Below are 23,852 nucleotides of genomic sequence, written 5' to 3' on the forward strand. Positions count from 1 at the left end.
ATTGATTGTTTACGATGTTCATAGCTTTCGTTTCGTATTTTGGAGAGGAGGAATGAAGAAAGAATGTCACACAAAAACCAAGGTTTTCGCCGTTTGCCCAAGCTGGCGCTAATCGCAGCTGTGGTTGCGGGCGCGGTTTTGCCGACGGGATGGCTGCCGCAGGCAAAGGCGCAGCATGCCGATCATATCGTGATCAGCGAGGTGTACGGGGGCGGGGGAAACAGCGGGTCCCATTACAAAAATGACTTTATCGAGCTGTACAACCCGACTAGCACACCAGTATCTCTTAACGGCTGGTCGGTGCAATACGGTTCTGCCAAAGGAACAGGCGCCTGGCAAAAGTCCAGTTTGACTGGCACGATTGCCCCGTACGGCTTTTATTTGGTCAAACAGGCGGCAGGCACAGGTGGCATAGCAGAGCTTCCCGCACCGGATGATACAGGGACGCTGAACTTGTCCGGCACGGAAGGAAAGGTTGCGCTGGTCAGGAGCGGAACCGTTTTGACCGGAACCGATGTGTCATCCCCTGATATCGTCGATCTGGTCGGCTTCGGAGCAGCCAATGCGTATGAAGGCGCAGCACCTGCTCCGGCTACGACGGCCTCCACCAGTGTCTCTCGCAAAAGCAACGCCGACGGCATCGCGCCAAACGGCGGAAACGGCTGGGATACGAACGATAACAGCGCCGACTTCATCGCGGGTGAGCTGACGCCGAAAAATACGGCGAGTCCGGCAGAAACTCCGCCTGCGACAGATGTCACCGAGAAGCCGAGCGGCAGAGGGCTGCTGTTTGACAACACGAATCCGGCGGCAGCCACCATTCGCGGCTATGTCCGCCCGAATGTCACGATCAAAGTATACGCAGCCCAGCCTACGGGAAGCGAAACAGCTCTGGCTGAACAAGCAGCAGACCAAGCCGGGCAAATCGATTTGACTTTTGCCAATCCCAATCCGGGGGCAACGGCCGTCTATCTCACGGCAAAAGAAGGCAGCAAACAGGAAAGTCAGGGCGCGGAACTGGTTTCAGCAGCCACAAGCCCTGCCATCGCAGTAGACAAAGCCAGTTTGCAGCAAGGGGGGCAGACAGCCGAGCTGAAGGGCCAGGCAGGAGCGGCAGCGGGCAAGGCGATTCTTCGCGCGTATGACGCTCCCGGCGGGAACAGCTTGTTGCTCGGCGGCAATCCGACAGGAAGCGCAGCGGACAACGGGGCCTTTTCCTATTCGGTTCAAGTTCCCGATCAGCTAGAAAAAGTGTACGTGACGCAGCAGCTTGCGGACGAGCGCGGCCAGATGTTCGAAAGCGAGCCTGTAGCCGTGGCGAAGGCTGTGCTTGCGCCAAGCGCGATTGCCGAAGCGAGAGTTTTGGCCAAAGGGACAACAGCCATGATTGAAGGAACCGTCACAGCCATGTTCGAGGCAGGCGGGCAGTTCAACGTCTACATGCAGGATGGCACAGCCGGGATTGTCCTGCGCGCGCCAGGACTTGCGGGCAAGATCGAGGTCGGAGACAAAATTCAGGCGATCGGAAAACTGAACGACTACTACGGGCTTGCCCAGTTGGAAGCGGCTGCCGATCAGGTCACGGTCGTAGAAAAGCAGGCAGGCGTGCCAGCACCGCAGTTGGTTACCTCGGCCGATTTTGCGGCAAGCACGGGAGAAGCAATCGAAGGCAAGCTGGTCACGGTTCAGCAAGTTACGGTAAAGTCCGTACAAAGCGGAAACTACACGCTGCAAGACGCGCAGGGAAGCTTTCTGTCGCGTCCATCGCCAGCGCTTCCTTTGGAAAAGGACGTGACCTACGCCAGCATCACCGGGGTCGTCAACTACGATTATAACGAGTACAAACTTGTGCCGCGCACGGCGGCTGACCTGGTAGAGGATGCGACCACAGTGCCGACTGTGACAGCGTATCCGCAAGGGCCGCTGATCGCCGCAGGCACCAAAGTAACTTTGTCTACGTCTATGGCTGATGCGAAAATTTACTACACGACAGACGGTTCGCCGCCGACTCGCGCCAGTGCCGTCTATACAGCCCCGCTCCAGATTGATGCGGACACGACGATTCAAGCGCTTGCAGTCAAAGAAGGCTTTACGGACAGCAAAGTCGCCACGTTCCGTTACACGATCCAAAAAGACAACATTCGCATTCATGATATCCAAGGAGCTTCGCACCAATCGCCGATGGCGGACGGCACGGTAAAAGCCGTTGCGGGAATTGTCACGGCGGTCGTGAAAAGCGGCGGAACAGTCCAGGGCTTCTACATGCAAGACACAGCTCCCGACGATGATCCGCGTACATCAGAAGGAATTTATGTGTATGAGCCGAAAGCAGCCGTCAAACCGGGCGATGAAGTGAGCGTCGACGGGACTGTGAAGGAGTATGTGCAACAGAGCAGGGCGGCCACTGACCTCACGCAGACGCAGATTGATGCTGCGAAAGTCACCGTGACGAAACCGGATCAGTCCTTGCCAGACCCGATTGTGCTCGGAAAAGGAAATTACCGCTATCCAAAAAGGGTCATCGACAACGACAGTCTGGGCAAGTTCGATCCGGAGGAGGACGGCATTGATTTTTGGGAAAGCCTCGAAGGGATGCTGGTTCAGATCGACAATCCAGTCGTGGTCGGGGAGACAAAAGTTTTCTCCAACCCGGCAAGCGTTGAGTTCGTCATCATTGACGACCAGGCGCACCCCGAACAGCCGCGCACGCCAGCAGGCGGAGTTTTGCTGCAAGCAGACGATTTTCACCCTGAGCGCATTACGGTAGCGGACAAATTCGAGCCGATCTTGGATCATCCGAAGGTTGGCGACACTTTTTCCGAACCGTTGGTAGGAATTGTCGATTACAGCTTTGCGAACTACAAGCTGTATCACACCAAAACGTTTTCCGTACAGGCAGGCGAAAGCGAGCCGACTGTGACCAAACTGTCTCCAAAACCGGATAAGCTCGTGATCGCTTCCTACAACATCGAGAACTTTTCAGCGAAAACGGATTCAGACAAAATCGGGCGCATCGCGGAAACGATCGTGGAGAACATGAAAGCGCCGGATATTATCGGTGTCGTAGAGATGCAGGACAACAACGGGCCGACAGACAACGGTGAGACGGATGCTTCCAAATCGGCGCAAGCGTTGATTCAGGCCATCGGGCAAAAGAACGGGCCTGCTTACCGCTACGTCGATATCGCTCCGCAAAACAACCAGGACGGCGGCCAGCCAGGCGGCAACATTCGCGTCGGATTTTTCTACAACCCGGATCGCGTGCAACTGGCAGACGGCGCAGCGGGAACAGCAACAGAAGCGGTGCAGGTCGAGTCGCGCAACGGAGCGCCGCACCTCACACTCAATCCGGGCCGGGTCGATCCGAACAACGAGGCGTTCGCGTCCAGCCGCAAGCCGCTGGCAGCCGAGTTTGTATTCCAGGACCAATCCGTGTTTGTCATCGCCAACCATTTTAATTCCAAGGGCGGAGATGGGGCGCTGTTTGGCAAAGATCAGCCGCCGAAGCTGGTGAGTGAAGCACAGCGGATGAAAATCGCCGGCGTTGTGAACCGCTTTGTCAAACAGATTCACGCAGCAGACGCCAAGGCAAACGTAGTTGTTTTGGGTGACCTGAATGACTTCCCCTTCTCCAACCCAGTGAGAGCTTTGGCGGATGGAGCTTTGACCAACATGGTCGAGACGCTGCCGCCGGGCAGACAATACACGTATGTGTACCAAGGCAACTCGCAAGTGCTCGATCAAATTTTGGTCAGCCCGCATCTGGAATCGAACGCGAAGGTCGATATCGTGCATATCAATGCCGGGTTCACAGAGCGTCAAGGCCGGGTAAGCGACCATGATCCGGTGCTTGTGCAGCTCGATTTGCAAAATCAAGGCGAGTACGAAACGACAGCGCAGGAAGTAGCAGACAGTATCACGCGCATCGCCCAGCCAGCAGCCGGAGCGACCAGGCTCGCTCTGCCGCAAGTGCCGGCAAAATTTGCGGTGGCGATCAAGTCGTCGAGCGACACCGATGTCGTAGCGCTGGATGGCACGATCACGCCGCCGAATCGCGCGACGAGTGTAGAGCTGATTTTGCAAGTGACCAGGCTGTCAGATCAATCGACTGCCCTGACCCAAACGCTTGCGGTACAAGTGCCTGCCAAACCGACAAGCCCGTCGATTCCGCCAGTCACCCCGCCAGACACGACACCGACGCCGGAAAAGCAGAGGGAGTTGAACAAGCAAGCGGAAAACGCGATTTTGTCTGCAACCGACGAGGAAAGCATTGTGAAACAGGTGGGCCTCGTTCTCGGCAGTTTGGAAAAGCTGCTCCAATCGAAAAAGCCGGAGCCAGCGGACAAGTGGGATACAGTTTCCGATACGATTTCAACGGTGCTGGCTGCTGTAATGGAGCAGGCCGAACGTGACGTCATCCGGGAAGCGACACTGCGTGATTTGACCGAATCATTTTTGCAAAAAGCGTTTGATCCTCTTGTCAGCGAAAAAGGGGAGGACGAAGAGCTTGCCAGACTCGGGCTTGCTGCCTTGACGAACTTTGCCAAAACGGCGCTCGCCCCACTCGATGCAGAAGATATCTCAAAAGACGCGGCGAAACGCGTTCGCGTCCTGGCTGAAACGCTGCTGAAACAGGCTGGCACAATCGAGGTCGAGTCTGGAGCCGAGATCAAGGCGTCAGACGAGCAAGTGGAGGAATTGCTGGAAACGCTCGGCGATTTCCTTGTGGCAATCAAGGATGTGAGGGAAAAAATCGGCTTCACGCCTGCGTTGTTCATCCAGATCGAAGAGGAGGCAGTAGAGGCACCCGAGGAGGATGATGCCGATACAGAAGATCGCTTCCAGAGCAAACAAGCAAGGCAGGAAGAGCAGCAGATTTCACTGGATCAGCAACTGGTCGAAGTGTTGAAGAAAAAGGAGATCGGTGCAAGCCTGACCGTACCTGGCGGGGCATGGGTGGAAGTGCCGGGAGCGTATTTTGCGGCGGAACGGGCCAGAAAATTCGCCCTCTCCTTGACGGAAGCAGAAGGAAACGGGTGGCAAGGCGTTCCCAATCCGGGCGAAGCCTACCTGTTGCAAGCGTGGAGTAACGGAAAAGAACTGACCAGCCTGGGCAAAGCAGGCTTCACGCTCGGATTGCCCGCTGCAACTGACGGCGACGACAAGCGGCAAGTTTACACGTACCGGAACAAAAAGTGGAAGACGGTAACCGGAGCCAGGGGCAAGCCGATCAAGGTGACACAAGAGGATGACATGGCCGTGTTCCCGGTGCAATCCGCTGCGGCTTACGTCGTCGGAGATGCCGCTTTGGACAAACTCGAAGTCAAGGCAAAATCGCTAAAGCTCGTACCTGGAGAGGAGCTGCAGCTTGAAGTCCTCGCTACTTACGGCGACGGAAGTTCAGAAGAAGTGACGGATGCAGCAGGAATCCAGTTCGAGTCGAGCGTGCCCGAGCAGGTGGAGGTAGACGAGACAGGACGGATTCGCGTCTTGGCAGATGCCTCTGGGGGTACAAGGGCAACGATCACGATCCAGTATGAAGGCAAGACGGTGAAGGTGTATGTGTTTGTGCGAATTGTAGAAACTAGCCAATGAGCGAAAAGCTCCTCTGTCAAACAGGGGAGCTTTTTCTTTTTTGCTGCGTACCAAACAAAACCCGCTCGTATCAAGCATTTATGGCCGGGAGAAAAGCTTTATTTTCAGGCAAATGAAAAAATGAGTTGTCTTCAGCAAACGAAGTGCGCTATAGTAAAAACATAAAATTTAATAAATGATAATCAATTATCAAATGTTGATAATGGAACAAGAGTCAGTCCTATGCTAATCTGTTAGGAGGGATATCACACTACGAAAGAAGGATACAAGATCAGATGAGTGCAGAGAAAACCTTGGACATTTTGGATTTGTTCGATTTTGACACAAGAGCGTTGAACGTACCGCAAATCGCCGAGAAGTTGGGACAGCCGCAAAGTTCTGTCTATCGTCATCTGCGTTTGCTCAAAGAAAAAGGCTATATCATGGAATCGGCCAACGGGTACTACAGCCTGGGCTACCGTTTTTTGAAGCTGGCGAAAATCGTCCGCCTGGACATGAACATAACAGCCATCGCGCAGCCTGTGATGAGGCAATTGACCAAGGTGACAGAAGAGACGTCGATTTTGCTGGTGTACTCCAACATGCAGGCGGTCTGTCTCGAAACGATTGCGTCTCATCAGCCCATCAAAGTTTCGTCGGAGCAAGGACAGATTGTTCCGTTGTACGGCGGGGCATCTTCCAAGGCGCTGCTTGCCTTTCTTGCAGAGGAGATCGTGGAAGAGCTGTACGGGAAAGGGTTTGTGCGCAAACATACCGAGCAGACGATCACCGATCTCGCCGTCATGAAACAAAATTTGGCTGAAATCAGAGAGAAGGGGTATGCCTTCTCGGATGGGGAGATCGATGAAGGCGTCGTTTCTTACGGTGTACCCATCCATGATTCCGATCAGCAGGTTGTCGCTTCTTTGAGCATTGCCGGACCTCGTGGACGGATGCTGGAAAAAGACGAAAAGGAACTGGTTGCCCATCTGATGGCAGCGGCAGAGTCGATTCAGCGCTATCTGTAAAGATAGGTGGGAGAATACAATGGAAAAATACGATTTGGTTGTTCGCGGGAAAATGGTACGAGAAGATCAGGTGACTTTGGGACAGATTGGAGTCAAGGACGGGAAGATTGCCGTTATCGAGTCGCCGGATGCGGTTCTTGTGGCGGATAAGGTGCTGGATTTTGCCAACGCCTACGTGTTCCCGGGAACCATCGATGTTCACGTTCACTGTTTCAGCAATCCGAACGAAGGATTTATCCCGACGAGCATGTCTGCGGCAGCAGGGGGAATCACGACATTTCTGGACATGCCCTACGACCTGCCAAATCCGATTTCGAATGTAGAAATCTTTGAAAAAAAGGTAAAACAATTGGAGCAAGAAGCGGTCGTGGACATATGTCTGTGGGGCACCATTTCCAAAACGAACGGGACGGATCAGATCGTGCCGCTCGCGGAGGCTGGCGCCGTCGCTTTCAAAATGTCCACGTTTGAGACCGATGCGTACCGTTTTCCGCGCATCCCGGACCCGGAAATTATCAAGGCGATGGAGCTGATCAAAGAAACGGGACTGCGCGCAGCTTTTCACTCCGAAAATGACGAAATCATCGTCGACATGATCGAGGAGTATAAACAGGCAAACAAAGTGTACCCAAAAGCGCATAATGAGACGCGCCCGCCTGTCACCGAGACAAGCGCCGTGCTCAAGCTGATGGAATTTGCCTATTGGACAGGCGTGAAGCTGCACATCGTCCATGTCAGTCATCCGCGTACGATCGATTTGATCAATGCTTTCAAGGCGCAAGGCGTCCAGGTGACGAGCGAAACTTGTTATCCGTACTTGCTGCTGGACGTGAACGCACTGGATCAGTTCGGACCGAAAGCGAAAAACAATCCTCCGCTGCGCGAGCCAGAGGAAGTGGCAGGGTTGTGGAAGCACCTCCAGGACGGGAATATCGAACTGATTTCCTCCGACCATGCGCCATGGGGAGCCGAGCACAAAAATCCGGGCAATGACAACATTTTCAAAGCGGCATCCGGTTTGCCAGGCGTGGAGATCATGACGCCGCTGATGTTTGCTGCGACGGTAGCAAAAGGCACGATGACCCCTGTCCAGTTCGCCAAAGTAATGGCGCAGCATCCGGCAGAAGTGTTCCAGATTCCGGGCAAAGGGAAAATCGCCGTAGGCTACGATGCCGATTTTGCCGTGATTGATCCTGACCAGACATGGGTAATTGACGAGACTCGCTTCCGCTCTCATTCGAAAATGTCGCCGTTCCACGGCCAGGAAGTGAAGGGCAAAGTCATTCAGACGATTGTGCGCGGGACGACTGTGTACGACGGCGAAGAGGTCACTGTCGAGCCGGGCTTCGGTTCGTTTGTTCCCGGTTCCGCTTACAAGGGAGCGGCTGTTGGGGGGCGCAACCATTGAGCATGGAGCGATTTACAGACATGTTGAGCGAACTGCTCGACTTGCGGCCGGAAGACATCCCTGACGAGACGATCGAGCGGGCTACGTGGATGATTGCGGATACGCTGTTTGCTGCCTGCTACGGCTTCGCTTCGCCAGAGCTGAGCGCCTATTTGGAAAACGTGGCTTTTGCCGAGCGGGACGAACTGCACGCCGTTCCCGTATTTGGAACCGGATTGTATACGACGAGTGCGCAGGCAGCGATGCTGTACGGCACTGCGATCGTAACGAATGAGCTGGATGAGGGCAACCAGTTTGCAAAAGGGCATCCTGCGGCGCACATGCTCGCGCCTGCCCTGATTACCGCCCTGGAGCACAAGGCGTCAGGCGCAGAACTGATCCGTGCCTTTGCCATTGGCTATGAAGTAGCAGCGCGTCTGGCTTATGCGAGCAACATGAATGACGACATGCACCCGCACGGAACGTGGGGAATTGTCGGGGGAGCGGTTGCCAGCGGCCTTTTGCAAAAAAAGTCCAGGCAGCAAATCATCGAGGCGGCGCTGCTCGCTGCCTCGCTCCCGCTGGCAACGTCTTGGGAAGCAGCCGTCACGGGGATGACGGTTCGCAATCTGTATGCCGGGATCGGCAGTTTTCTGGCGTTGCAGGCGTGGGAGTTCCAGGCGGCCGGTTTTGCAAGCAGCGAGCATGTCGTCGACCATCTGTGGGGAACGATTTTGTCCAAAGGCATCCGGTATGAGCTGTTCCAGACGGATTTGTGGGCACCGCCCTTGTTGAACAAAAATTACTTCAAGCTATACCCGTCTTGCCGTTTTTCCCATTCCGCAATCGATGCCCTGCTTGCTCTCCAGCAAGAAATGGAGCTGCAAGCAGCGCAGATCGACTTCGTGCAAGTAGAGACGTACGGTTTGGCGGCCCGCCTGGACGATCCAGATCCGGCGAACGCTTTGGCGGCGAAGTTTTCCATCCCGTTTTTGCTCTCCGTGCTCATTCACGGCCATTCGCTGTACGATTGCTTCTCTGGAGCCCTGTTCCAAGACCGTTCTGTCCGCGAGCTGGCAAAAAAAATACGCGTGACGGAAAGTGCCGAAATGACGGCGCTGCTGCCAGCCAAGCGTGCGGCGAGAGTGACGGTTGCGACGCGCGAAGGCACAACGAAAAGCGTCTACGTCGATGCGGCATCGGGGGGATTCGATCAGCCGTTTCCAACAGAATTGCTGCGCGACAAATTTACCAGCATGCTCGGACGATGGAAGGCGGATGTATCCAGCAAGATGATCGCAGAAGCCTTGCTGCTGCCAGAGCGAACGTCCGTCAGCGAATGGCTGGAGCGGATCGAAAGTTGGTCAGTGGAAGGATGAAGACAACATGACACGAATGCGCATCAACCTCGAACGGTTGAAAAACAACTTGATGGAAGTGGGCGCGGTTGCCAATGCAGGAACAGCAGGCTATACCCGGCTGGCCTACTCCGCCGAGGAAAAAAGGGCGCTTGCCTGGCTGCAAGAAAAGATGTCCGCACTGAAGCTGACGGTAAACGAAGACAGCTTGGGAAACGTGACTGGTCGGTGGGGAGCTGCGGGAGTACCCGCCATTGTGTTTGGCTCCCACCTCGATACGGTGCCAAACGGCGGATTGTACGACGGAGCGCTCGGCGTCATCGTCGGACTGGAATGTATCCAGACATTGCAGGAAGCAGGCAGCCTGCCGGAAGTGCCGCTAGAACTGGTTGGTTTTGTAGGCGAGGAAGCCAATCTTCTCGGAGGCACATTTGGCAGCAGAGCAGTCGCAGGATCAATCGAACAGTCGGAAGATTTTGACAAAAAACTGCGTCAGTTGAACTTTACATGGTGCGACGTTGCAGGCGCCAAGCGCAGTAAAGACGACTACCATTGCTATCTGGAACTGCACATTGAGCAGGGAGCCCTTTTGGAAACCAATCAAAAGCGAATCGGCATTGTGACAGCCATTGCGGGAATCCTGAGACTAGCCGTGAAAGTAAAGGGGCAGGCCAGCCACTCCGGCACGACACCGATGCATCTGCGCCATGACGCCTTGCTTGATGCGGCGCGCTTGATCCAGGAGGTCAACAGGCTCGCTGTCGCAGCGAACAGCGATATTGTGGCAACGGTTGGCGAAATAGCTATTTCGCCCAATCTGGCAAACGTCGTGCCAGGCGAAGCCGATCTCAACATTGAAATTCGCGGCAGCAACTGGGAGGAAATGAAGGGGATTGAGGAGCAGATTCGGAACTGGTCGCAAGCCAATATCGCGGCCCGGATCGAGGTGGACGTGGAAAAGCGGCCAAACGCGCTCTCGCCGCGGATTCAGGCGAACATAGAGGCAGCGTGCCAGCAACTAGGCGAGTCTTACCAGTACATGTTCAGCGGGGCCAATCACGATGCCAACTCGCTGACGGCTGTTACCGACGTCGGCATGATTTTCGTTCCCAGCAAGGACGGGGTTAGCCATCATCCGGATGAGTTTACGTCTTGGGAAGACATTGAGGCTGGAGCCAATGTCATGCTGGAAACGCTGCATTTGTTGATGAAAACATACGGACAGGCCCAATAAAAACAGTCACAGAGCAGGCGAACGGAGCGCTGGCCATTTTTACCGGAACGGCTGTAAACGACCGGACCGGGCGGCTGGTCTCCTGTTGCCTGCCACGAAAAGGGGGCTACATCGATGAAAGTGTATTATTTGCTCGGCTTGCTGCCGTTTCTGGCAATTCTTGTCGGCACAGGATTTGTCAACCGAATGGAACCATTCGTTTTCGGACTTCCTTTCCTGCTGTTCTGGTTCTTTTTCTGGACGATTATGTCCTCTGTCATCATGTGGATCATTTTCAAGCTCGATCCGATTAACAAACAAGAGGAGGAAACCGAATGAACAGCGCGATGTGGATCATCTTCGGGGCGTTACTCGTCAGTCTGTTGCTGGGCATCATGGCCCACAGGGGAAAAGACATGAGCATGGAGCAATGGGCGATTGGCGGCAGGGGATTCGGCAGTATTTTCGTGTTCCTGCTGTTGGCGGGTGAGACGTACTCGATTTTTACCCTGCTCGGCACGAGCGGTCTGGCTTATTCCAAAGGCGCAGTCGGCTTTTATCTGATCGCTTTAACGACTTTGGGCGCGATTACGTCCTACTGGCTGTTGCCCCCGATCTGGCGGTTCGCGAAGAAACACAACCTCGTGTCCCAATCCGAATTTTTTGCCGTCAAATACAACAGTCCCGTGTTGGGCGTGTTTGTGACGATTGTCGGCGTAGTCGCCCTTGTCCCTTATATTGTTCTGTTGTTCAAGTCGATGGGTATACTGGTGTCCGCCACTTCGTACGGAGCGATTTCTCCTACCGTAGCGATCTGGATCGGGATGATCGCCTTGGTCGTTTACGTCATGATTTCCGGCATCCACGGTTCTGCCTGGACTTCCACGGTGAAAGACTTTCTGATTTTCTTTGTCATCCTGTTCCTCGGTATTTACTTGCCCGTGCATTACCATGGCAGTTTTCAACATATGTTTGAAACGGTCAGTGCGGCCAAGGAAGGGATTTTGACCTTGCCGGACAAAGGCATGAGTCTCTCCTGGTTCATCTCCACCGTAGCGATCAGCGCTTTCGGCTACTTCATGTGGCCGCATAACGCACCGACGATTTTCGCAGCCAAAAATGCGCGGACATTCCGTACCAACGCCATTTTGCTTCCGCTCTATGCGATCATGATTTTGTTCGTCTACTTTGTCGGCTTTACCGCCATCGTTCAAGTGCCTGGACTTACGGGGCCAGACGGCGATTACGCGCTTTTGCGCCTGTCGATGAAGACGTTTGATCCGTGGTTTGTGGGCATCATCGGTGCTACAGGCTTGTTGGCTACCCTCGTGCCCGGCTCCATGATGCTGATGTCTGCGGCTACGATGCTGACGAAGAATGTATACGGTTACATGTTTCCCAAGGCCGAAGGGGCCAACTCTGCCCTGATTGCCAAAAGCTTCGTGATCGTCCTGTCCCTCGTGTGCACGATGATGGCTTTGGGCGAGAACAACACGCTTGCCACTTTGTACCTCACCTCTTTTAGTTTGGTGACCCAACTGGCTCCGGCCCTGTATTGCAGCTTGATGAAGCGTAACCAGATTACGAAGCAAGGGGCGTTCCTGGGCATTTTCTTCGGGGTAGGAATCGTCTTGTACATGACGTTCACCAAAACGACTATGGCCATGCTGTTCGCGGGCTTCCCCCAGTGGATTCAGGATTTGAACAACGGGGTTTTCGCTCTCGTGGTCAACATATTCGTCATGGTTGCTGTCAGCTTCGTTACCAAAAAGGCGGCCGATGCGAAGCAAGTAACGCAGTATTCGTAGTCGCTTTTGCCAAAAGAAAACGGGTCGGGAGATATATCCCGGCCCGTTTTTTGCGTGGTTCTTGCTGTCGGTTAGCGAGCCATGCCCATCGCTGTTTCGACTTTGTGCAGCATCTCGTTGGCAGCATCATTGGCTTTTTTGGCTCCGGCAGAGAGAATGTCATCCAGCTCGGAGGAGTGGAATAGCTGCTCGTAGCGCTCCTGGATCGGACGCAATGTTTCCACCACGACTTCGGCCAGGTCGGTCTTGAAAGCGCCGTAGCCTTTGCCGTCGTACATCGCTTCGATCTCTTGCAGCGATTTGCCGGAGCAGAGCGAGTAGATGGTCATCAGGTTGGAGACAGCTGGCTTTTCTGTCTTGTCATAGCGCACAGCGCTGTCGGAATCGGTCTGCGCACGCTTGATTTTTTTCGTGATCGTAGCCGGGTCATCCAGCATGGAGATGAAGCCGCCCTGGTTCGGATCGGATTTGCTCATCTTTTTCGTGCCATCGGCGAGCGACATGATGCGTGCGCCCGTTTCCGGCAGGCGAACTTCCGGAATGGTGAAAATTTCTCCGTAACGGTTGTTGAAGCGGGTTGCCAGGTCGCGTGTCAGCTCCAGGTGTTGCTTCTGGTCTTCGCCGACCGGAACGAGGTCAGTGCCGTACAGGAGAATGTCTGCCGCCATCAGTGGAGGATACGCCAGCAGTCCGGCAGGGATCGACTCGCCGCGTCCGTCCGATTTGTCCTTGAATTGGGTCATGCGCTCCAGCTCGCCGAGGTACGCCGTGCAAAGCATGATCCAGCCGAGCTTGGCGTGGGCCGGAACTTCCGATTGGATGAACAAGGTCATTTTGTTCGGATCGAGGCCGACTGCCAGGTAGAGGGCTGCGAGACGACGAATGTTTTCGCGCAAAACAGCCGGCTCTTGCGGCACAGTGATCGCATGCTGATCGACGATGCAGTAATAGCAGTTGAACTGGTCCTGCAACGGAACAAAATGCTTCATGGCGCCCAAATAGTTGCCGAGGGTCAAGATGCCGCTGGGCTGAATACCGGAAAAAATGGTTTTCATGATAGATGCTGCTCCTTTCCAAATGGGGAAATAAATGATGGAAATACAAAAAGGTCCATCCGCCCTGGACAGGGACGAATGAACCGTGGTGCCACCCTTGTTATTTTGCACAGGAAACAATCATGCGCAAAATCGCTTTGTTCCGTACCGTTTTGATACGGTGTCCTTTGTAACGTACGGACGTAACGCCAAAGCCTACTGCCGCTGCGAACAAGCCGGGTTCGGTTTGGAGCTCGGAAGCCCATTCATCATTCCCTCAACACTGATTCGCACCAACCATCAGCTCTCTGTCGTCTCGAAAAATGACTACTCTTCTTCCTCATTGCCATTAAAAAGATACCCTTTGAGCAATCATTTTACGCAGTACCAATCAAAAAAGCAAGAGGGGATTGACAAAATAAGCCAAAAAATGTAAAAGTAACTCATGAGTTATATAACTGTTGAGTTACTTTTGGGGGTGGGGAGATGGAGGAGAGCAAATTGCCAAAAGGCGAGCAAAGCCGTGGCCGACTGCTTGCGGCGGCAGCTTCTGAATTTGCGGCGAAAGGGTTTCATCGCGCGCGGGTGAGCGACATCGTCAAGGCGGCGGGGCTGACGCAAGCTTCCTTTTACCAGTATTTCGAGAGCAAGGAAGGGCTGTACCAGCAGCTTATGGACGAATTTTTTTCCCGGCTGTGGGAGCTTGCTGACGGAGGGAGCAAGGTAACGGCGTTGGGCAAAGCAGACGTCTTCGACCAGGTGCGCGAAAATCTCGTCGCTCTGTTTGAGTTCTTTCAGGAGCGGCCCGAATTGACGCAGATTGTCCTGTATCAGGCGGAAGCAGGAGAGAAGCTGCACCGCAAGCTGGCAGCGATGGTAAGCGCCAACTTGCGGCAAAATCAGGCTGCCGGACACGTCCGCGCCGCTTTGTCGCCTGAAGTGGCCGCAGAAGCGATGGTCGCCGTATGCTACCGGCTGACGGCCCGCTTTTTGCTGACCGGGGAAAAGCCGCCCGAGCAGCTCGCCGAGGAAGCCGTATGCTTTTTGGCGCACGGAATTTTGCAGGAAAAGCGATGAGGGGGATGACGCATGGGTGAGTTGACGCATCTCATTTGGCTGTTGCTGGTTGTGTTTGTCTTTCACGATCTGGAGGAAATCATCATGGTCGAAAGCTGGCTCCGGGTGAAGCGGGAGCAGATCATGCAAAAGGTTCCCCGCGGCCTGCAAAAATGGCTGGAGCCGTCTCTGTCCATGAGTACCGCACAGTTTGCCGTGGCAGTCGCGTGCATTTTCGCTGTCCTCTCTGCTGCGGTCGTGCTTGCGGCTGCCACACTGCCACAGGGAACTTATTTGCCGTTGTTCCTGGTCTGCCTGCACGTCATGTTTCTGCATGTCTTCACCCATCTCGGGCATACGATTGCGCTGCGCACGTACACACCTGGCGTGGCAACTGCCGTGATTTTGGTTCTGCCCTACAGCGTGTACACGTATGTCCGCTTGTTCGAAGCGGGTCTGGTCACATGGTCGCTCGTCTGGAGCACGCTGCCTTACTGTTTGCTGGTCGTGCCCATTTTGTACGCGGCGCACCGGATCGGGCAGGCAGCAGGCAGTCTGGTCGCCCGTTAACGGAAGGCGGTGGCTGTTTGCCGGCGCAAATTTTTGCTATTCTAGGAAAAAAGCGTGAAAGAGGGACGAGTATTGAGGCTGCGACTAGGCGTGATCGGCGCGGATGATTCGCTTGCGATCATCGAATCGGCTGTGCAGGAGTTTCCCGAGATTGAATGCTTGCCGATTGTGTATTGGAGAGAAGAAGACATTCCGGATTTGCTGCTGCCGCACCTGGACGAGGTGGACATGTGGCTTTTTTCCGGCCAGGTTCCGCATGCGATGGCGAGCCAGACGGGCAAAATCCAGGTGCCGACAGCCTATGTGCCGCACATTGGCGCGAGCTTGTACCGAACGTTGCTGCATTTGTCCCACCAGCTCGGGATTCGCGTAGACGAGGTGAGCTTCGACACGTTCACCGCGGAAGAGCTTGGACACTTTTTGCAGGAAGCGGGCATAGCAGAAGGCTTTCGCTGGCTCAAACATTACGAGGGCGCGATTTTGGCCAGCGAGCTGGCGGATTTTCACGAAAAGCTATGGCAGGAAGGCAAGACAAAGGCAGCGGTCACTTGCCTGCGAACGGCTGAGCAGGAGCTTTTGCGCCGCGGTGTCCCGGTACATCGCGTCGTGCCGACAAAAGCGGGCGTGCTGTCTGTCATCCACATGCTTTTGCGCACGCACGAGATGCTCCACTTCAAGGATACGCAGATCGCGGTGCAGATGATGGAAATCGATCCGTTCCGCGAGCTTGCGGGCGGCAATTTTTCCACGGATGAATGGCAAAATGCCGAGATCAAGACGATGGAAAAGCTCTTGCGCTACGCCAAGTATTTGCAAGGCTCGCTGAAGACGGCCGGGCCGGGGCGCTACGTGATTTTTACCACGCGCGGAAAAGTGCAGGAGGTCACGTCTGACTACGCCACGATTCCCGATCTGGAGGAGCTGTTCGGGATTCGCCCCGATCTGGTCACGTGCGGCATCGGCATCGGCAAAACGGCTTACGAAGCGGAAATTCACGGCGGCACGGCACTGCTTCACGCCAAGGAGCGGGGAGCTGGCAACTGGATGGTGTTTTTGGACGACAAAAGCGTTCTTGGGCCACTGGGACGGGAGGAGCAGATCGCCTATCGCTACGACTCGGAAAAGTTGCAGGAACTGAGCCAGTTGACGTCGTTAAGCGTCATGACTTTGTCCAAGCTGGAGTCGATTTTGAAAAAGCGGGGCAAGCAAGAGATCAACGCGCATGAGTTGGCTTCGCATATGCAAATTTTGCCACGCAGCGCCCGCCGGATATTGATCGAGCTGGAGTCGAAAGGCATCGCGCAAGTCGTCGGCGAGGAGAGTCCGAATCCGCGCGGCCGTCCGCGCAAAGTGTACCGGATTTCCTTGTGATAAGTGCGTTATTTGGGAGGCGTGGCGACACGCTTTTTTCTTTTCAAAATAGACAGACTATTATACAATTAGGGACATAGCCGTAAATCAACCGTTAATAAGCGGTTGGATAAGGGAGGAGTCACTCGTCATGATCAATGCGGATCGGTTGTGGGATCGGCTGGGGCAGTTGGGCAAGATTGGCGCCCAGGAAGCTGGAGGGATAACGCGGCTGTCGTTTACCCCCGAGGAGCGTGCGGCAAAAGATCTCGTAGCTTCCTTCATGAAGGAAGCAGGGCTTGACGTTCGCGAGGATGAAGTAGGCAATCTGATTGGACGCAAAGAAGGGAAAAATCCTTCGGCACCTGTTGTTTTGGTTGGCTCGCATATCGACTCCGTGCCGAATGGCGGAGATTTTGACGGGCCTCTTGGCGTTTTGGCAGGCGTGGAAATTTTGCAGACGATGAATGAGCAGGGAATTGAGACGGAGCACCCGATTGAGGTGCTTGCTTTGACGGACGAGGAAGGAACGCGGTTTGGCTACGGGATGATCGGAAGCCGGGCGATTGCCGGACTGATCAAAAGAAGCGAGCTGGAGCAGGCAGACAAGGACGGAATCACCATAGCCGAGGCGATGCGCCAGGTCGGGCTTGATCCTGACCAGACGGGCCTTGCCGCACGCGCGCCTGGCAGCGTCAAGGCGTATGTGGAGCTGCATATCGAACAGGGCAAAGTGCTGGAAAGCCGCGGTTTGTCCGTCGGAATCGTCACAGGTGTAGCGGGGCCGCTCTGGATGAAATTCATTTTGGAAGGCGAGGCAGGGCATGCCGGAGCTACCCCGATGAATTTGCGCCGTGATCCGCTGGCTGCGGCCGCACGCGTGATGCTCGCCATCGAAGACGAAGCTGCCCGGACGAGAACCAGCGTCGGGACAGTCGGACAAATCCAGGCGTTTCCTGGCGGGGTCAACGTGATTCCGGGCCGGGTAGAGTTCTCGCTCGACTTGCGCGATGTGGACGAGTTGATTCGCGATGACGTGGAACGGCGCATTTGCGATCGGGCCAAGGCGATTTGCGCAGAGCGCAACGTGACGCTGAAAGTGGAGTTGTTGCAGCGGATCGCGCCAGCGGTATGCTCGGACAGCATTCAGGAGGCTGCGGCGGACGGCTGTGCAGCGGAAGGCTTGGAAGTGTTCCGACTCCCTAGCGGAGCGGGGCACGACTGCATGCAGCTGGTCGATTTGTGTCCGGTCGGGATGATTTTCATCCGCTCCAAAGACGGCATCAGCCACAATCCGGCGGAATACTCGACTATGGAGGATTGCGCGGACGGAGCGAAGGTGTTGTACCGAACCGTTTTGACTTTGGCAAAGCAAATATAGAGAGCAGGCAGGCGGACAGGCGCTCCAAAGCCGTTCGCCGGGCGAGGAGGAGACAACGATGACAGCGACAGTGACAGATTTGAACCAGGCGGCCGGAGCGGTCAAAGAGCAAGTCATAGCGTGGAGACGCTACTTGCACGAGCATCCCGAGCTGTCCTTCCACGAAGAGAAGACAGCGCAATTCGTCTATGAGACGCTTTTGTCTTTTGGCAACCTGGAAGTGAGCAGACCGACGAAAAACAGTGTGATGGCGCGGCTTATCGGCTCCGAGCCGGGAAAAGTGCTGGCGATGCGCGCGGACATGGACGCGCTCCCGATCACGGAAGAAAACAGCTTTGAATTTGTCTCGAAAAATCCGGGCGTGATGCACGCTTGCGGGCACGACGGACATACCTCGATGCTGCTTGGTACTGCGAAAATTTTGTCCGGCATGAAAGAGCAGATCAAGGGCGAAGTGCGCTTTTTGTTCCAGCACGCCGAAGAAGTGTTTCCAGGCGGTGCGGAGGAGATGGTGCAGGCAGGTGTAATGGATGGCGTGGATATCGTCATCGGGACGCACCTGTGGGCGACGATGGAGTTCGGGACAGTCGGCATTTGCCCGGGACCAATGATGGCAGCGCCTGACACGTTCTGGATCACTGTAGTGGGAAAAGGCGGCCATGCCGCGCTTCCGCATGAAACAATCGACAGCATCGCCGTTGCGGCACAAGTCGTAACCAATTTGCAGCATATCGTCTCGCGCAATGCCGATCCGCTCGACAACCTGGTGCTGTCCGTCACGCAGTTTGTCGGCGGGACTACTCACAACGTCATTCCTGGCTCGGTAGAAATTTGCGGGACGGTGCGCAGCTTTGACCAAACGTTGCGGGAGTCCATTCCCGGCCTGATGGAGCGCGTGATCAAAGGGATTACCGAAGCACACGGCGCGAGCTATCAGTTCAAATACGAGTTCGGCTACCGTCCGGTAATCAACGATGCGGAAGTGACGCGTCTGATGGAAGAGGTCGTCGTGGAAGCGCTGGGCGAAGAGTGGGTCGAGCATATGCGTCCGACGATGGGCGGCGAAGACTTTTCCGCCTTCCAGCAAAAAGCTCCGGGCTGCTTCTTCTATGTCGCGGCCGGAAACAAGGAAAAGGGGATCACTTACCCGCACCATCATCCGCGCTTTACCATCGACGAGGATGCGCTGGAAATCGGCGTGAAAATGTTTTTGAACGCAGCCAGAAAAATCGTCATGTCCTGACGCAATTGCCAATGAAAAAATCGCCCTTTCGTCCGCTGGATCGTGACGAGGGGCGATTTTTTTGTGTAGAGCGGCGCTTTAATGCGTGCGCTCTTTTTCTTTTGCATGGAACGCTCGCTGAATTTGCGAGATTTGTCCGGCGTGGATGCCTGTGTGGTACATGAGGCGTCCCAATGCTTCGAGCGGGGTCGACGTACCGAGCGGCGTCGTCACAGGCGTCGTCCACGCTTCTTCCGACATGTTCTGCATTCCGGCAAGCAGATGGTCGTTGGAGGCTGTCATGAAATCGGCAAGCTCGCGCATGTTGGTAAATTCTTTTCCCTCGACAGGCCCGTTTTTCGTCAAAAGCTGAACGTCTGCCGGGATGCTTTGCCCGAAATACCAGTCGGCAAACATGTATTCCACCTCGGCGTTATGTCTGAGCATATAGCCGATGGATGCCGCGCCCATGCGGAGCTTCAAATCTTCTTCCGGCATGCTTTTGGCTGTTTTGTGGAATCTCTCCTGGATGGTGAGCCACAGTGTCAATGCAGTTGAATATGTAGTCATGAAATTGCCCTCCTGTTGGCGTGAATGTCTATTTGGCTGATTGGGAATGGCCGTCCCGGTTGACGTGCACGAATTTGTCCGCGGCCAGGTCGATGTCGTACGCCTGACCAAATCCGGCAACGTAGCGGCCTTCCGATGGCTCAAGCTCGAACAGGGAGAAGTCGAGGCCGCGCAGCATATCCATCATGCTTTTGCCGAAGCGCTGTTCGAACTGGGCGAATATCTCATCATGTCCGGTGTTGCCGATGTTGCGGGCTGTGCAGACGAAGCGGGCGCGCTGGCGGGCAAACAGATTCGCTGTCTTGGATTCGTCTTCAATCAGCATCGCATCGACTCCCGGCTGTTCTTCCAGGTAACGGTAGTGATTGGCGATTTTGCTGATGTAAATATAAAAATTTCCGTTGTGCTTGACGAACGGGGCATAGGAGATAAACGGCGTTCCATGCTCGTCGATTGTGCTGAGCATGAGTGTTTTCATACCGGCCGCAAACGTCTGGTACTGAACCTTCATCGCTTCTTTGTCCATTGCTTTCATACGAGCATCCCTCGCTTTTCGTAAATTATTGTGCTTTTTTCAGGACGTGGATACGCGGGCTTTTGCTGTCTGGCGTATATTGAATTTCCGTGTCGACGCCGTAGACGCTGCGAATCAGCTCCATCGTAAAGACATCCTGGGGCTTGCCGAATACGCGAATGTCCCCGTCCTTGATGACGCAAATCTTGTCGCTGTAAGTGCTGGCGTGGTTCAGATCGTGCAGCACCATCACAACCGTGAGCTGTAATTCCTTATTCAGCTTTGCTACCAGCTCCAGCACGTCCAGCTGGTGGGCGATGTCCAAATACGTTGTCGGTTCATCGAGCAAGAGAAGCTTCGGTTTCTGGGCCAAGGCCATGGCAATCCAGGCTCGTTGGGCTTCCCCGCCGGACAGGGAAGCCAGATAGCGCTTCCGGTAGCTGTCCATGCCTGTTTGCTGCAAGGCCCAGTCGACGATTTCAAAATCGTTTGCATCGAGTCGTTCATACCATTTTTTGTGCGGAACACGACCATATCCGACGAGTTCCTCGACGGTGACATCCGAGGGACAGGAGTTGGATTGGCACAGCATGCACATGACGCGGGACAGCTGCTTCATGCTCATGCTGTCCGCCAGTTGGCCCGCGATGCGCACACAGCCGCTCTCGCAAGGAATCAGGCGCGAGATCGCTTTGAGCACGGTCGATTTGCCTGAGCCGTTTGGTCCGATGATCGAAACGATTTCCCCTTCCTCGATCGTCAGGGAAAAATCGTTGACGATTCGTTTGCTCCCGTAATTTATATTCAACGACTGTACATGTAGCACTTCACTGTCCTCCTTTTCGCATCAGGTAAAGGAAGTAGGGGCCGCCGACAATCGCCATGACGATCCCTGCCGGAATTTCGAGCGGTGCAAAAAGCGTCCGTCCCAGCGTATCCGCTACGAGCAGGACGAGAGAGCCGAGGACAAGTCCGAAAGGCAGGTTCATCCGGTAATCGGAGCCCATCAGCATGCGCGCCATATGCGGGACGATCAGCCCGACAAAACCGACCAGTCCCACGGTCGATACGGAGATGGCAGCGAGGTAGACGGCGATCAGGGACAAGGTGAAGCGGAGCCGATTCAAGTTTTGCCCGAGATTGTGCGCGACCTGCTCGCCCAGGCGCAAAATGTTGGCGGAGCGAATGCATAACAGAGCGGCGATCCACCCGGCGACCGAGTAGGGGAGGATCGTCAGCACATCGCTCATGCTTTTCCCGGACAGGCTCCCGTTCATCCATTGCAGAGCCGCTGGCAGCTTGTCGCTGTACAAAATGGACAACAGGCCGATGACGCCGCCAAATACGGCATTGACGGCGACACCAGACAGGATGATGCGCACAGGAGTGAAGCCCCCCTGCTTTTTCCAGGCCCATATGTAAACCATCAAGGCAGCGACCCCGCCTCCGAGGATGGCAAAAAGCGGGATGAGAGCGGAATAGCCGGGCACCACCAGCATAATGAACAAAACCGTGACGGCTGCACCGCTGGACACTCCGGTCAGCCCGGGATCAGCCAGCGGGTTTTGCATGACAGCCTGCAACAGCGCTCCGGATGCGGCGAGATTGGCGCCAATCAAGAGCGCAAGGAAAACGCGGGGAATCCGAATGTCCCACAGGATGGTATGGTTGGCTTCAGTCCCTTGCCCCAGTACCGTTGTCATTGTTTCCCACAGCGATAGCTGCACACTCCCGAGCCCGACAGAGAGCAGCGTAGCCAGCAGAAGCAGCAGGCAGGCGATTCCCAACACGACTGTTTTTTTGTTTGAGTGGTTCTGGCTCACGGCAAAAGCTCCTTATTGCTTACTTGTACAGGATGTCCGCAAGCTGCTGATAGGCCGCAGGGGCGTTGACGAGAGAAGCCGTGCCGAACGTACTGAAATCAAGCGACTGCATTTTGCCATTTTTGAAGGCGTTCATTTTTTCCCAGGCGCCGTTCTTTTTCACGTCTTCTTCGAATTTTTTCGCTACAGCATTCGGATCGCCGTGCGCTACAAGCAAGATGGCATCCGGATTGGCCGCGATGATGCTCTCCATGTTCAAAGGAGCGTAGGTTTGCGTTTGTTTGAGTGTATCGGCAGCTACGTTGACAGCCCCCAGGTTGCGGGCGATGCTTCCGGCGAACGTGTTTTCATTCATGACCATGAGCGCTTCAGCCGAGCCGAACAAAAACAGCACTTTGGGAGCCGGCTTGCCCTTCGTCGCCTCGATGGCGGTTTTTTCCTGTTCCGCGATTTTGCCGAGCAGTTGTTCTGCTTTCGCTTCCTGTTTGAAAAGGCGTCCGAGCACGACTGTGGACAGCTTCAGCTCATCGAGGGAATCGACGGGCAAATAAGCGGTTGGCGTGCCCGCAGGCTTCAATTTTTTGTCGACACTGTCTTTGATGGAGCTGGGGCCGAGGACGATTTCCGGCTGGAGCTTGGCGATTTGCTCCAGGTCAGGCTGGTGCGACGTCCCGATCCGGGGCACGCTGTCCAGAGCAGCAGGCAGCTTGCTGCTGGTCGTAGGCACTCCGATCGGGGCAATGCCTAGCTCGTTCATGATTTCGGTAATCGCGACGGAGATCGTTACGACTTTGGCAGGAGAGTGACCCTGGAATTGCGCCAGCAGCTCTGCTGCCTGTTTCTCGTCCACGCTAATTGCGGCAGCCGCTTTCTCTGTTGAGGACGAGGTTGTCTGTTGTTCTGTAGCTGGTTGTTGTGCGGTTGCGCTTGAATCCTTCGCCGGTTCGGCAGGTTGCGTGTTGCTGCACCCGACTGCACTTGTCAACAGCAACGCCATCATGCCCATTTTCCATCCTGCTTGCTTCACGATGTATAGCCTCCCGTTACTTGATAATGAGAATCAATATCTTTGTCTTTTGGGATGATTATATTAGAGAATGATTACTATTATCAATAAGAATTTTGAATAGGAATAGAACTGGAAACAAAAAGAAATAAAGTAACGGTTTATTTTATTTTATATTGCTTTATTGCATTTTCATGGAAAAGAAGTCATTATTTTCGTTACTATAATATTCTATCTATTTAAAAATTTATTTTCGGGGGTGTCATCGTGACTTTGATTGCAGAGACAAAAAGCGTAGAACGCATATTTGGCCGAGGGGCGGCTGCCGTTCGAGCGCTGCAAGGTGTAGAAATGCACGTGGAAAAAGGAAGATTGCTAGTTTTAAAAGGAAGATCAGGGTCAGGCAAGACGACTCTTTTAAATCTGCTGGGCGGCCTTGATCGCCCGACGTCAGGCAGCGTTTATTTCGAGGGCCGTGAAATCGGCAAGCTTCCTGATCATGCGCGCACCAAAATCAGGAAAAAGCACATGGGCTTTATTTTTCAATCGTTTGGCTTGCTTCCACTCATGTCAGCGGCGGAAAACGTCGAGTTTGGGCTGCGCCTGTCCGGAGCGTCTGCTGCGACATGGAAGGAGCGTGTCGGTGAATCTCTTGACTTCGTGGGATTGTCCAAACGGGCACAGCATCGGCCGTTCGAGATGTCCGGAGGAGAACAGCAGCGATGTGCGATTGCCAGAGCGATTGCGAGCAGGCCGACACTGCTTTTGGCAGATGAGCCGACAGCCGAGCTAGACAGCAAAACAGGGCTGCAGATCAGCCGTTTGTTTCGCCGCTTGGTGGATGAAGGCGAAATGAGTATCGTCATGACCACACACGATCCTGGGGTAATGGAGGTGGCGGATGATGTCTATGAATTGGAGGACGGTCGCATCAAGACGGTACGCGGTTCGAGGTAAG

At 54.8% G+C, this 23,852-nt stretch carries 19 protein-coding genes and 1 other annotated feature; of the genes, 13 read left to right on the forward strand and 6 right to left on the reverse strand.

Annotated elements, in window-relative coordinates; genetic code table 11:
* The first annotated feature begins 63 nt into the window (after nt 1-63).
* The 7 genes from DEP07_RS05580 (at nt 64) to DEP07_RS05610 (ending at nt 12,368) form a co-directional block, all read left to right on the forward strand.
* Nucleotides 64-5,595 carry a chitobiase/beta-hexosaminidase C-terminal domain-containing protein gene (locus tag DEP07_RS05580; RefSeq protein ID WP_287102242.1) on the forward strand — a complete coding sequence of 1,844 codons (5,532 nt, stop codon included), beginning with the start codon at nt 64-66 and terminating at the stop codon, nt 5,593-5,595.
* A 275-nt stretch (nt 5,596-5,870) separates the two neighbouring features.
* Nucleotides 5,871-6,602 (forward strand): IclR family transcriptional regulator, encoded by a 732-nt coding sequence (locus DEP07_RS05585; RefSeq protein ID WP_173598453.1) that lies wholly within the window; start codon nt 5,871-5,873, stop codon nt 6,600-6,602.
* A 19-nt stretch (nt 6,603-6,621) separates the two neighbouring features.
* Entirely contained in the window at nt 6,622-8,010 is a 1,389-nt protein-coding gene (locus DEP07_RS05590) for a dihydroorotase (RefSeq protein ID WP_122962839.1), read from the forward strand.
* A gap of 2 nt (nt 8,011-8,012) precedes the next feature.
* A complete protein-coding gene (locus DEP07_RS05595; RefSeq protein ID WP_217021881.1) occupies nt 8,013-9,368 on the forward strand; it encodes an MmgE/PrpD family protein in 1,356 nt (451 codons plus the stop codon).
* Nucleotides 9,369-9,375: 7 nt separating this feature from the next.
* Entirely contained in the window at nt 9,376-10,581 is a 1,206-nt protein-coding gene (locus DEP07_RS05600) for a Zn-dependent hydrolase (protein WP_122962841.1), read from the forward strand.
* A gap of 114 nt (nt 10,582-10,695) precedes the next feature.
* Nucleotides 10,696-10,899 carry a DUF3311 domain-containing protein gene (locus DEP07_RS05605; RefSeq protein ID WP_122962842.1) on the forward strand — a complete coding sequence of 68 codons (204 nt, stop codon included), beginning with the start codon at nt 10,696-10,698 and terminating at the stop codon, nt 10,897-10,899.
* Nucleotides 10,896-12,368: a sodium:solute symporter family protein gene (locus DEP07_RS05610; RefSeq protein WP_287102243.1), complete on the forward strand. Its 1,473-nt coding sequence runs from the start codon at nt 10,896-10,898 to the stop codon at nt 12,366-12,368. The genes DEP07_RS05605 and DEP07_RS05610 overlap by 4 nt, the downstream gene beginning before the upstream one ends.
* Before the next feature lie 71 nt (nt 12,369-12,439).
* On the opposite strand, the gene trpS is transcribed toward DEP07_RS05610, so the two are convergent.
* Complete coding sequence (gene trpS / locus DEP07_RS05615) at nt 12,440-13,423, reverse strand: tryptophan--tRNA ligase (RefSeq protein ID WP_122962844.1); 984 nt, start codon at nt 13,421-13,423, stop codon at nt 12,440-12,442.
* Nucleotides 13,424-13,490: 67 nt separating this feature from the next.
* Nucleotides 13,491-13,755: a binding site (T-box leader), on the reverse strand.
* 133 nt (nt 13,756-13,888) lie between these two features.
* Here trpS and DEP07_RS05620 point away from each other — a divergent pair.
* From DEP07_RS05620 to DEP07_RS05640, 5 genes are all read left to right on the forward strand, one after another.
* Entirely contained in the window at nt 13,889-14,479 is a 591-nt protein-coding gene (locus DEP07_RS05620) for a TetR/AcrR family transcriptional regulator (RefSeq protein WP_287102244.1), read from the forward strand.
* Nucleotides 14,480-14,491: 12 nt separating this feature from the next.
* Nucleotides 14,492-15,028, forward strand: coding sequence for an HXXEE domain-containing protein (locus DEP07_RS05625; RefSeq protein ID WP_173598450.1), 537 nt, complete (start codon nt 14,492-14,494; stop codon nt 15,026-15,028).
* A 72-nt stretch (nt 15,029-15,100) separates the two neighbouring features.
* Nucleotides 15,101-16,399, forward strand: a complete 1,299-nt coding sequence (locus tag DEP07_RS05630; protein WP_122962848.1) for an ArsR family transcriptional regulator — start codon at nt 15,101-15,103, stop codon at nt 16,397-16,399.
* A 130-nt stretch (nt 16,400-16,529) separates the two neighbouring features.
* Entirely contained in the window at nt 16,530-17,759 is a 1,230-nt protein-coding gene (locus DEP07_RS05635) for a Zn-dependent hydrolase (protein ID WP_173598448.1), read from the forward strand.
* 58 nt (nt 17,760-17,817) lie between these two features.
* Nucleotides 17,818-19,002 (forward strand): M20 family metallopeptidase, encoded by a 1,185-nt coding sequence (locus tag DEP07_RS05640; protein WP_122962850.1) that lies wholly within the window; start codon nt 17,818-17,820, stop codon nt 19,000-19,002.
* Between the two features lie 78 nt (nt 19,003-19,080).
* Here the strand turns inward: DEP07_RS05640 and DEP07_RS05645 are convergent, their stop codons facing one another.
* From DEP07_RS05645 to DEP07_RS05665, 5 genes are read right to left on the reverse strand one after another with little or no spacing between them, the layout of a single operon-like run.
* Nucleotides 19,081-19,551 carry a DinB family protein gene (locus DEP07_RS05645; protein WP_122962851.1) on the reverse strand — a complete coding sequence of 157 codons (471 nt, stop codon included), beginning with the start codon at nt 19,549-19,551 and terminating at the stop codon, nt 19,081-19,083.
* Nucleotides 19,552-19,579: 28 nt separating this feature from the next.
* Nucleotides 19,580-20,086, reverse strand: a complete 507-nt coding sequence (locus DEP07_RS05650; protein WP_122962852.1) for a HugZ family pyridoxamine 5'-phosphate oxidase — start codon at nt 20,084-20,086, stop codon at nt 19,580-19,582.
* A 25-nt stretch (nt 20,087-20,111) separates the two neighbouring features.
* The gene (locus DEP07_RS05655; protein WP_122962853.1) at nt 20,112-20,891 is read right to left on the reverse strand and encodes an ABC transporter ATP-binding protein; all 780 of its coding nucleotides are present in this window, start codon (nt 20,889-20,891) and stop codon (nt 20,112-20,114) included.
* A gap of 1 nt (nt 20,892) precedes the next feature.
* On the reverse strand, nt 20,893-21,888 hold the full coding sequence (locus DEP07_RS05660; RefSeq protein ID WP_122962854.1) for a FecCD family ABC transporter permease: 996 nt from the start codon (nt 21,886-21,888) through the stop codon (nt 20,893-20,895).
* A gap of 19 nt (nt 21,889-21,907) precedes the next feature.
* On the reverse strand, nt 21,908-22,915 hold the full coding sequence (locus DEP07_RS05665) for a helical backbone metal receptor (protein ID WP_173596069.1): 1,008 nt from the start codon (nt 22,913-22,915) through the stop codon (nt 21,908-21,910).
* Nucleotides 22,916-23,161: 246 nt separating this feature from the next.
* On the opposite strand from DEP07_RS05665, the gene DEP07_RS05670 reads away from it, so the two are divergent.
* Nucleotides 23,162-23,851 (forward strand): ABC transporter ATP-binding protein, encoded by a 690-nt coding sequence (locus tag DEP07_RS05670; protein WP_122962856.1) that lies wholly within the window; start codon nt 23,162-23,164, stop codon nt 23,849-23,851.
* The last annotated feature ends 1 nt before the right edge of the window (nt 23,852 follow it).

The organism is Brevibacillus sp., assembly GCF_003521185.1.
Lineage (GTDB): Bacteria > Bacillota > Bacilli > Brevibacillales > Brevibacillaceae > Brevibacillus > Brevibacillus parabrevis.

What these genes read in the sequence shown, in the direction of transcription:
- DEP07_RS05580 (WP_287102242.1), top strand. Translation starts at nt 64, where the DNA reads ATGTCACACAAAAACCAAGGTTTTCGCCGTTTGCCCAAGCTGGCGCTA.
- DEP07_RS05585 (WP_173598453.1), top strand. Translation starts at nt 5,871, where the DNA reads ATGAGTGCAGAGAAAACCTTGGACATTTTGGATTTGTTCGATTTTGAC.
- DEP07_RS05590 (WP_122962839.1), top strand. Translation starts at nt 6,622, where the DNA reads ATGGAAAAATACGATTTGGTTGTTCGCGGGAAAATGGTACGAGAAGAT.
- DEP07_RS05595 (WP_217021881.1), top strand. Translation starts at nt 8,013, where the DNA reads ATGGAGCGATTTACAGACATGTTGAGCGAACTGCTCGACTTGCGGCCG.
- DEP07_RS05600 (WP_122962841.1), top strand. Translation starts at nt 9,376, where the DNA reads ATGACACGAATGCGCATCAACCTCGAACGGTTGAAAAACAACTTGATG.
- DEP07_RS05605 (WP_122962842.1), top strand. Translation starts at nt 10,696, where the DNA reads ATGAAAGTGTATTATTTGCTCGGCTTGCTGCCGTTTCTGGCAATTCTT.
- DEP07_RS05610 (WP_287102243.1), top strand. Translation starts at nt 10,896, where the DNA reads ATGAACAGCGCGATGTGGATCATCTTCGGGGCGTTACTCGTCAGTCTG.
- trpS (WP_122962844.1), bottom strand. Translation starts at nt 13,423, where the DNA reads ATGAAAACCATTTTTTCCGGTATTCAGCCCAGCGGCATCTTGACCCTC.
- DEP07_RS05620 (WP_287102244.1), top strand. Translation starts at nt 13,889, where the DNA reads ATGGAGGAGAGCAAATTGCCAAAAGGCGAGCAAAGCCGTGGCCGACTG.
- DEP07_RS05625 (WP_173598450.1), top strand. Translation starts at nt 14,492, where the DNA reads ATGGGTGAGTTGACGCATCTCATTTGGCTGTTGCTGGTTGTGTTTGTC.
- DEP07_RS05635 (WP_173598448.1), top strand. Translation starts at nt 16,530, where the DNA reads ATGATCAATGCGGATCGGTTGTGGGATCGGCTGGGGCAGTTGGGCAAG.
- DEP07_RS05640 (WP_122962850.1), top strand. Translation starts at nt 17,818, where the DNA reads ATGACAGCGACAGTGACAGATTTGAACCAGGCGGCCGGAGCGGTCAAA.
- DEP07_RS05645 (WP_122962851.1), bottom strand. Translation starts at nt 19,551, where the DNA reads ATGACTACATATTCAACTGCATTGACACTGTGGCTCACCATCCAGGAG.
- DEP07_RS05650 (WP_122962852.1), bottom strand. Translation starts at nt 20,086, where the DNA reads ATGAAAGCAATGGACAAAGAAGCGATGAAGGTTCAGTACCAGACGTTT.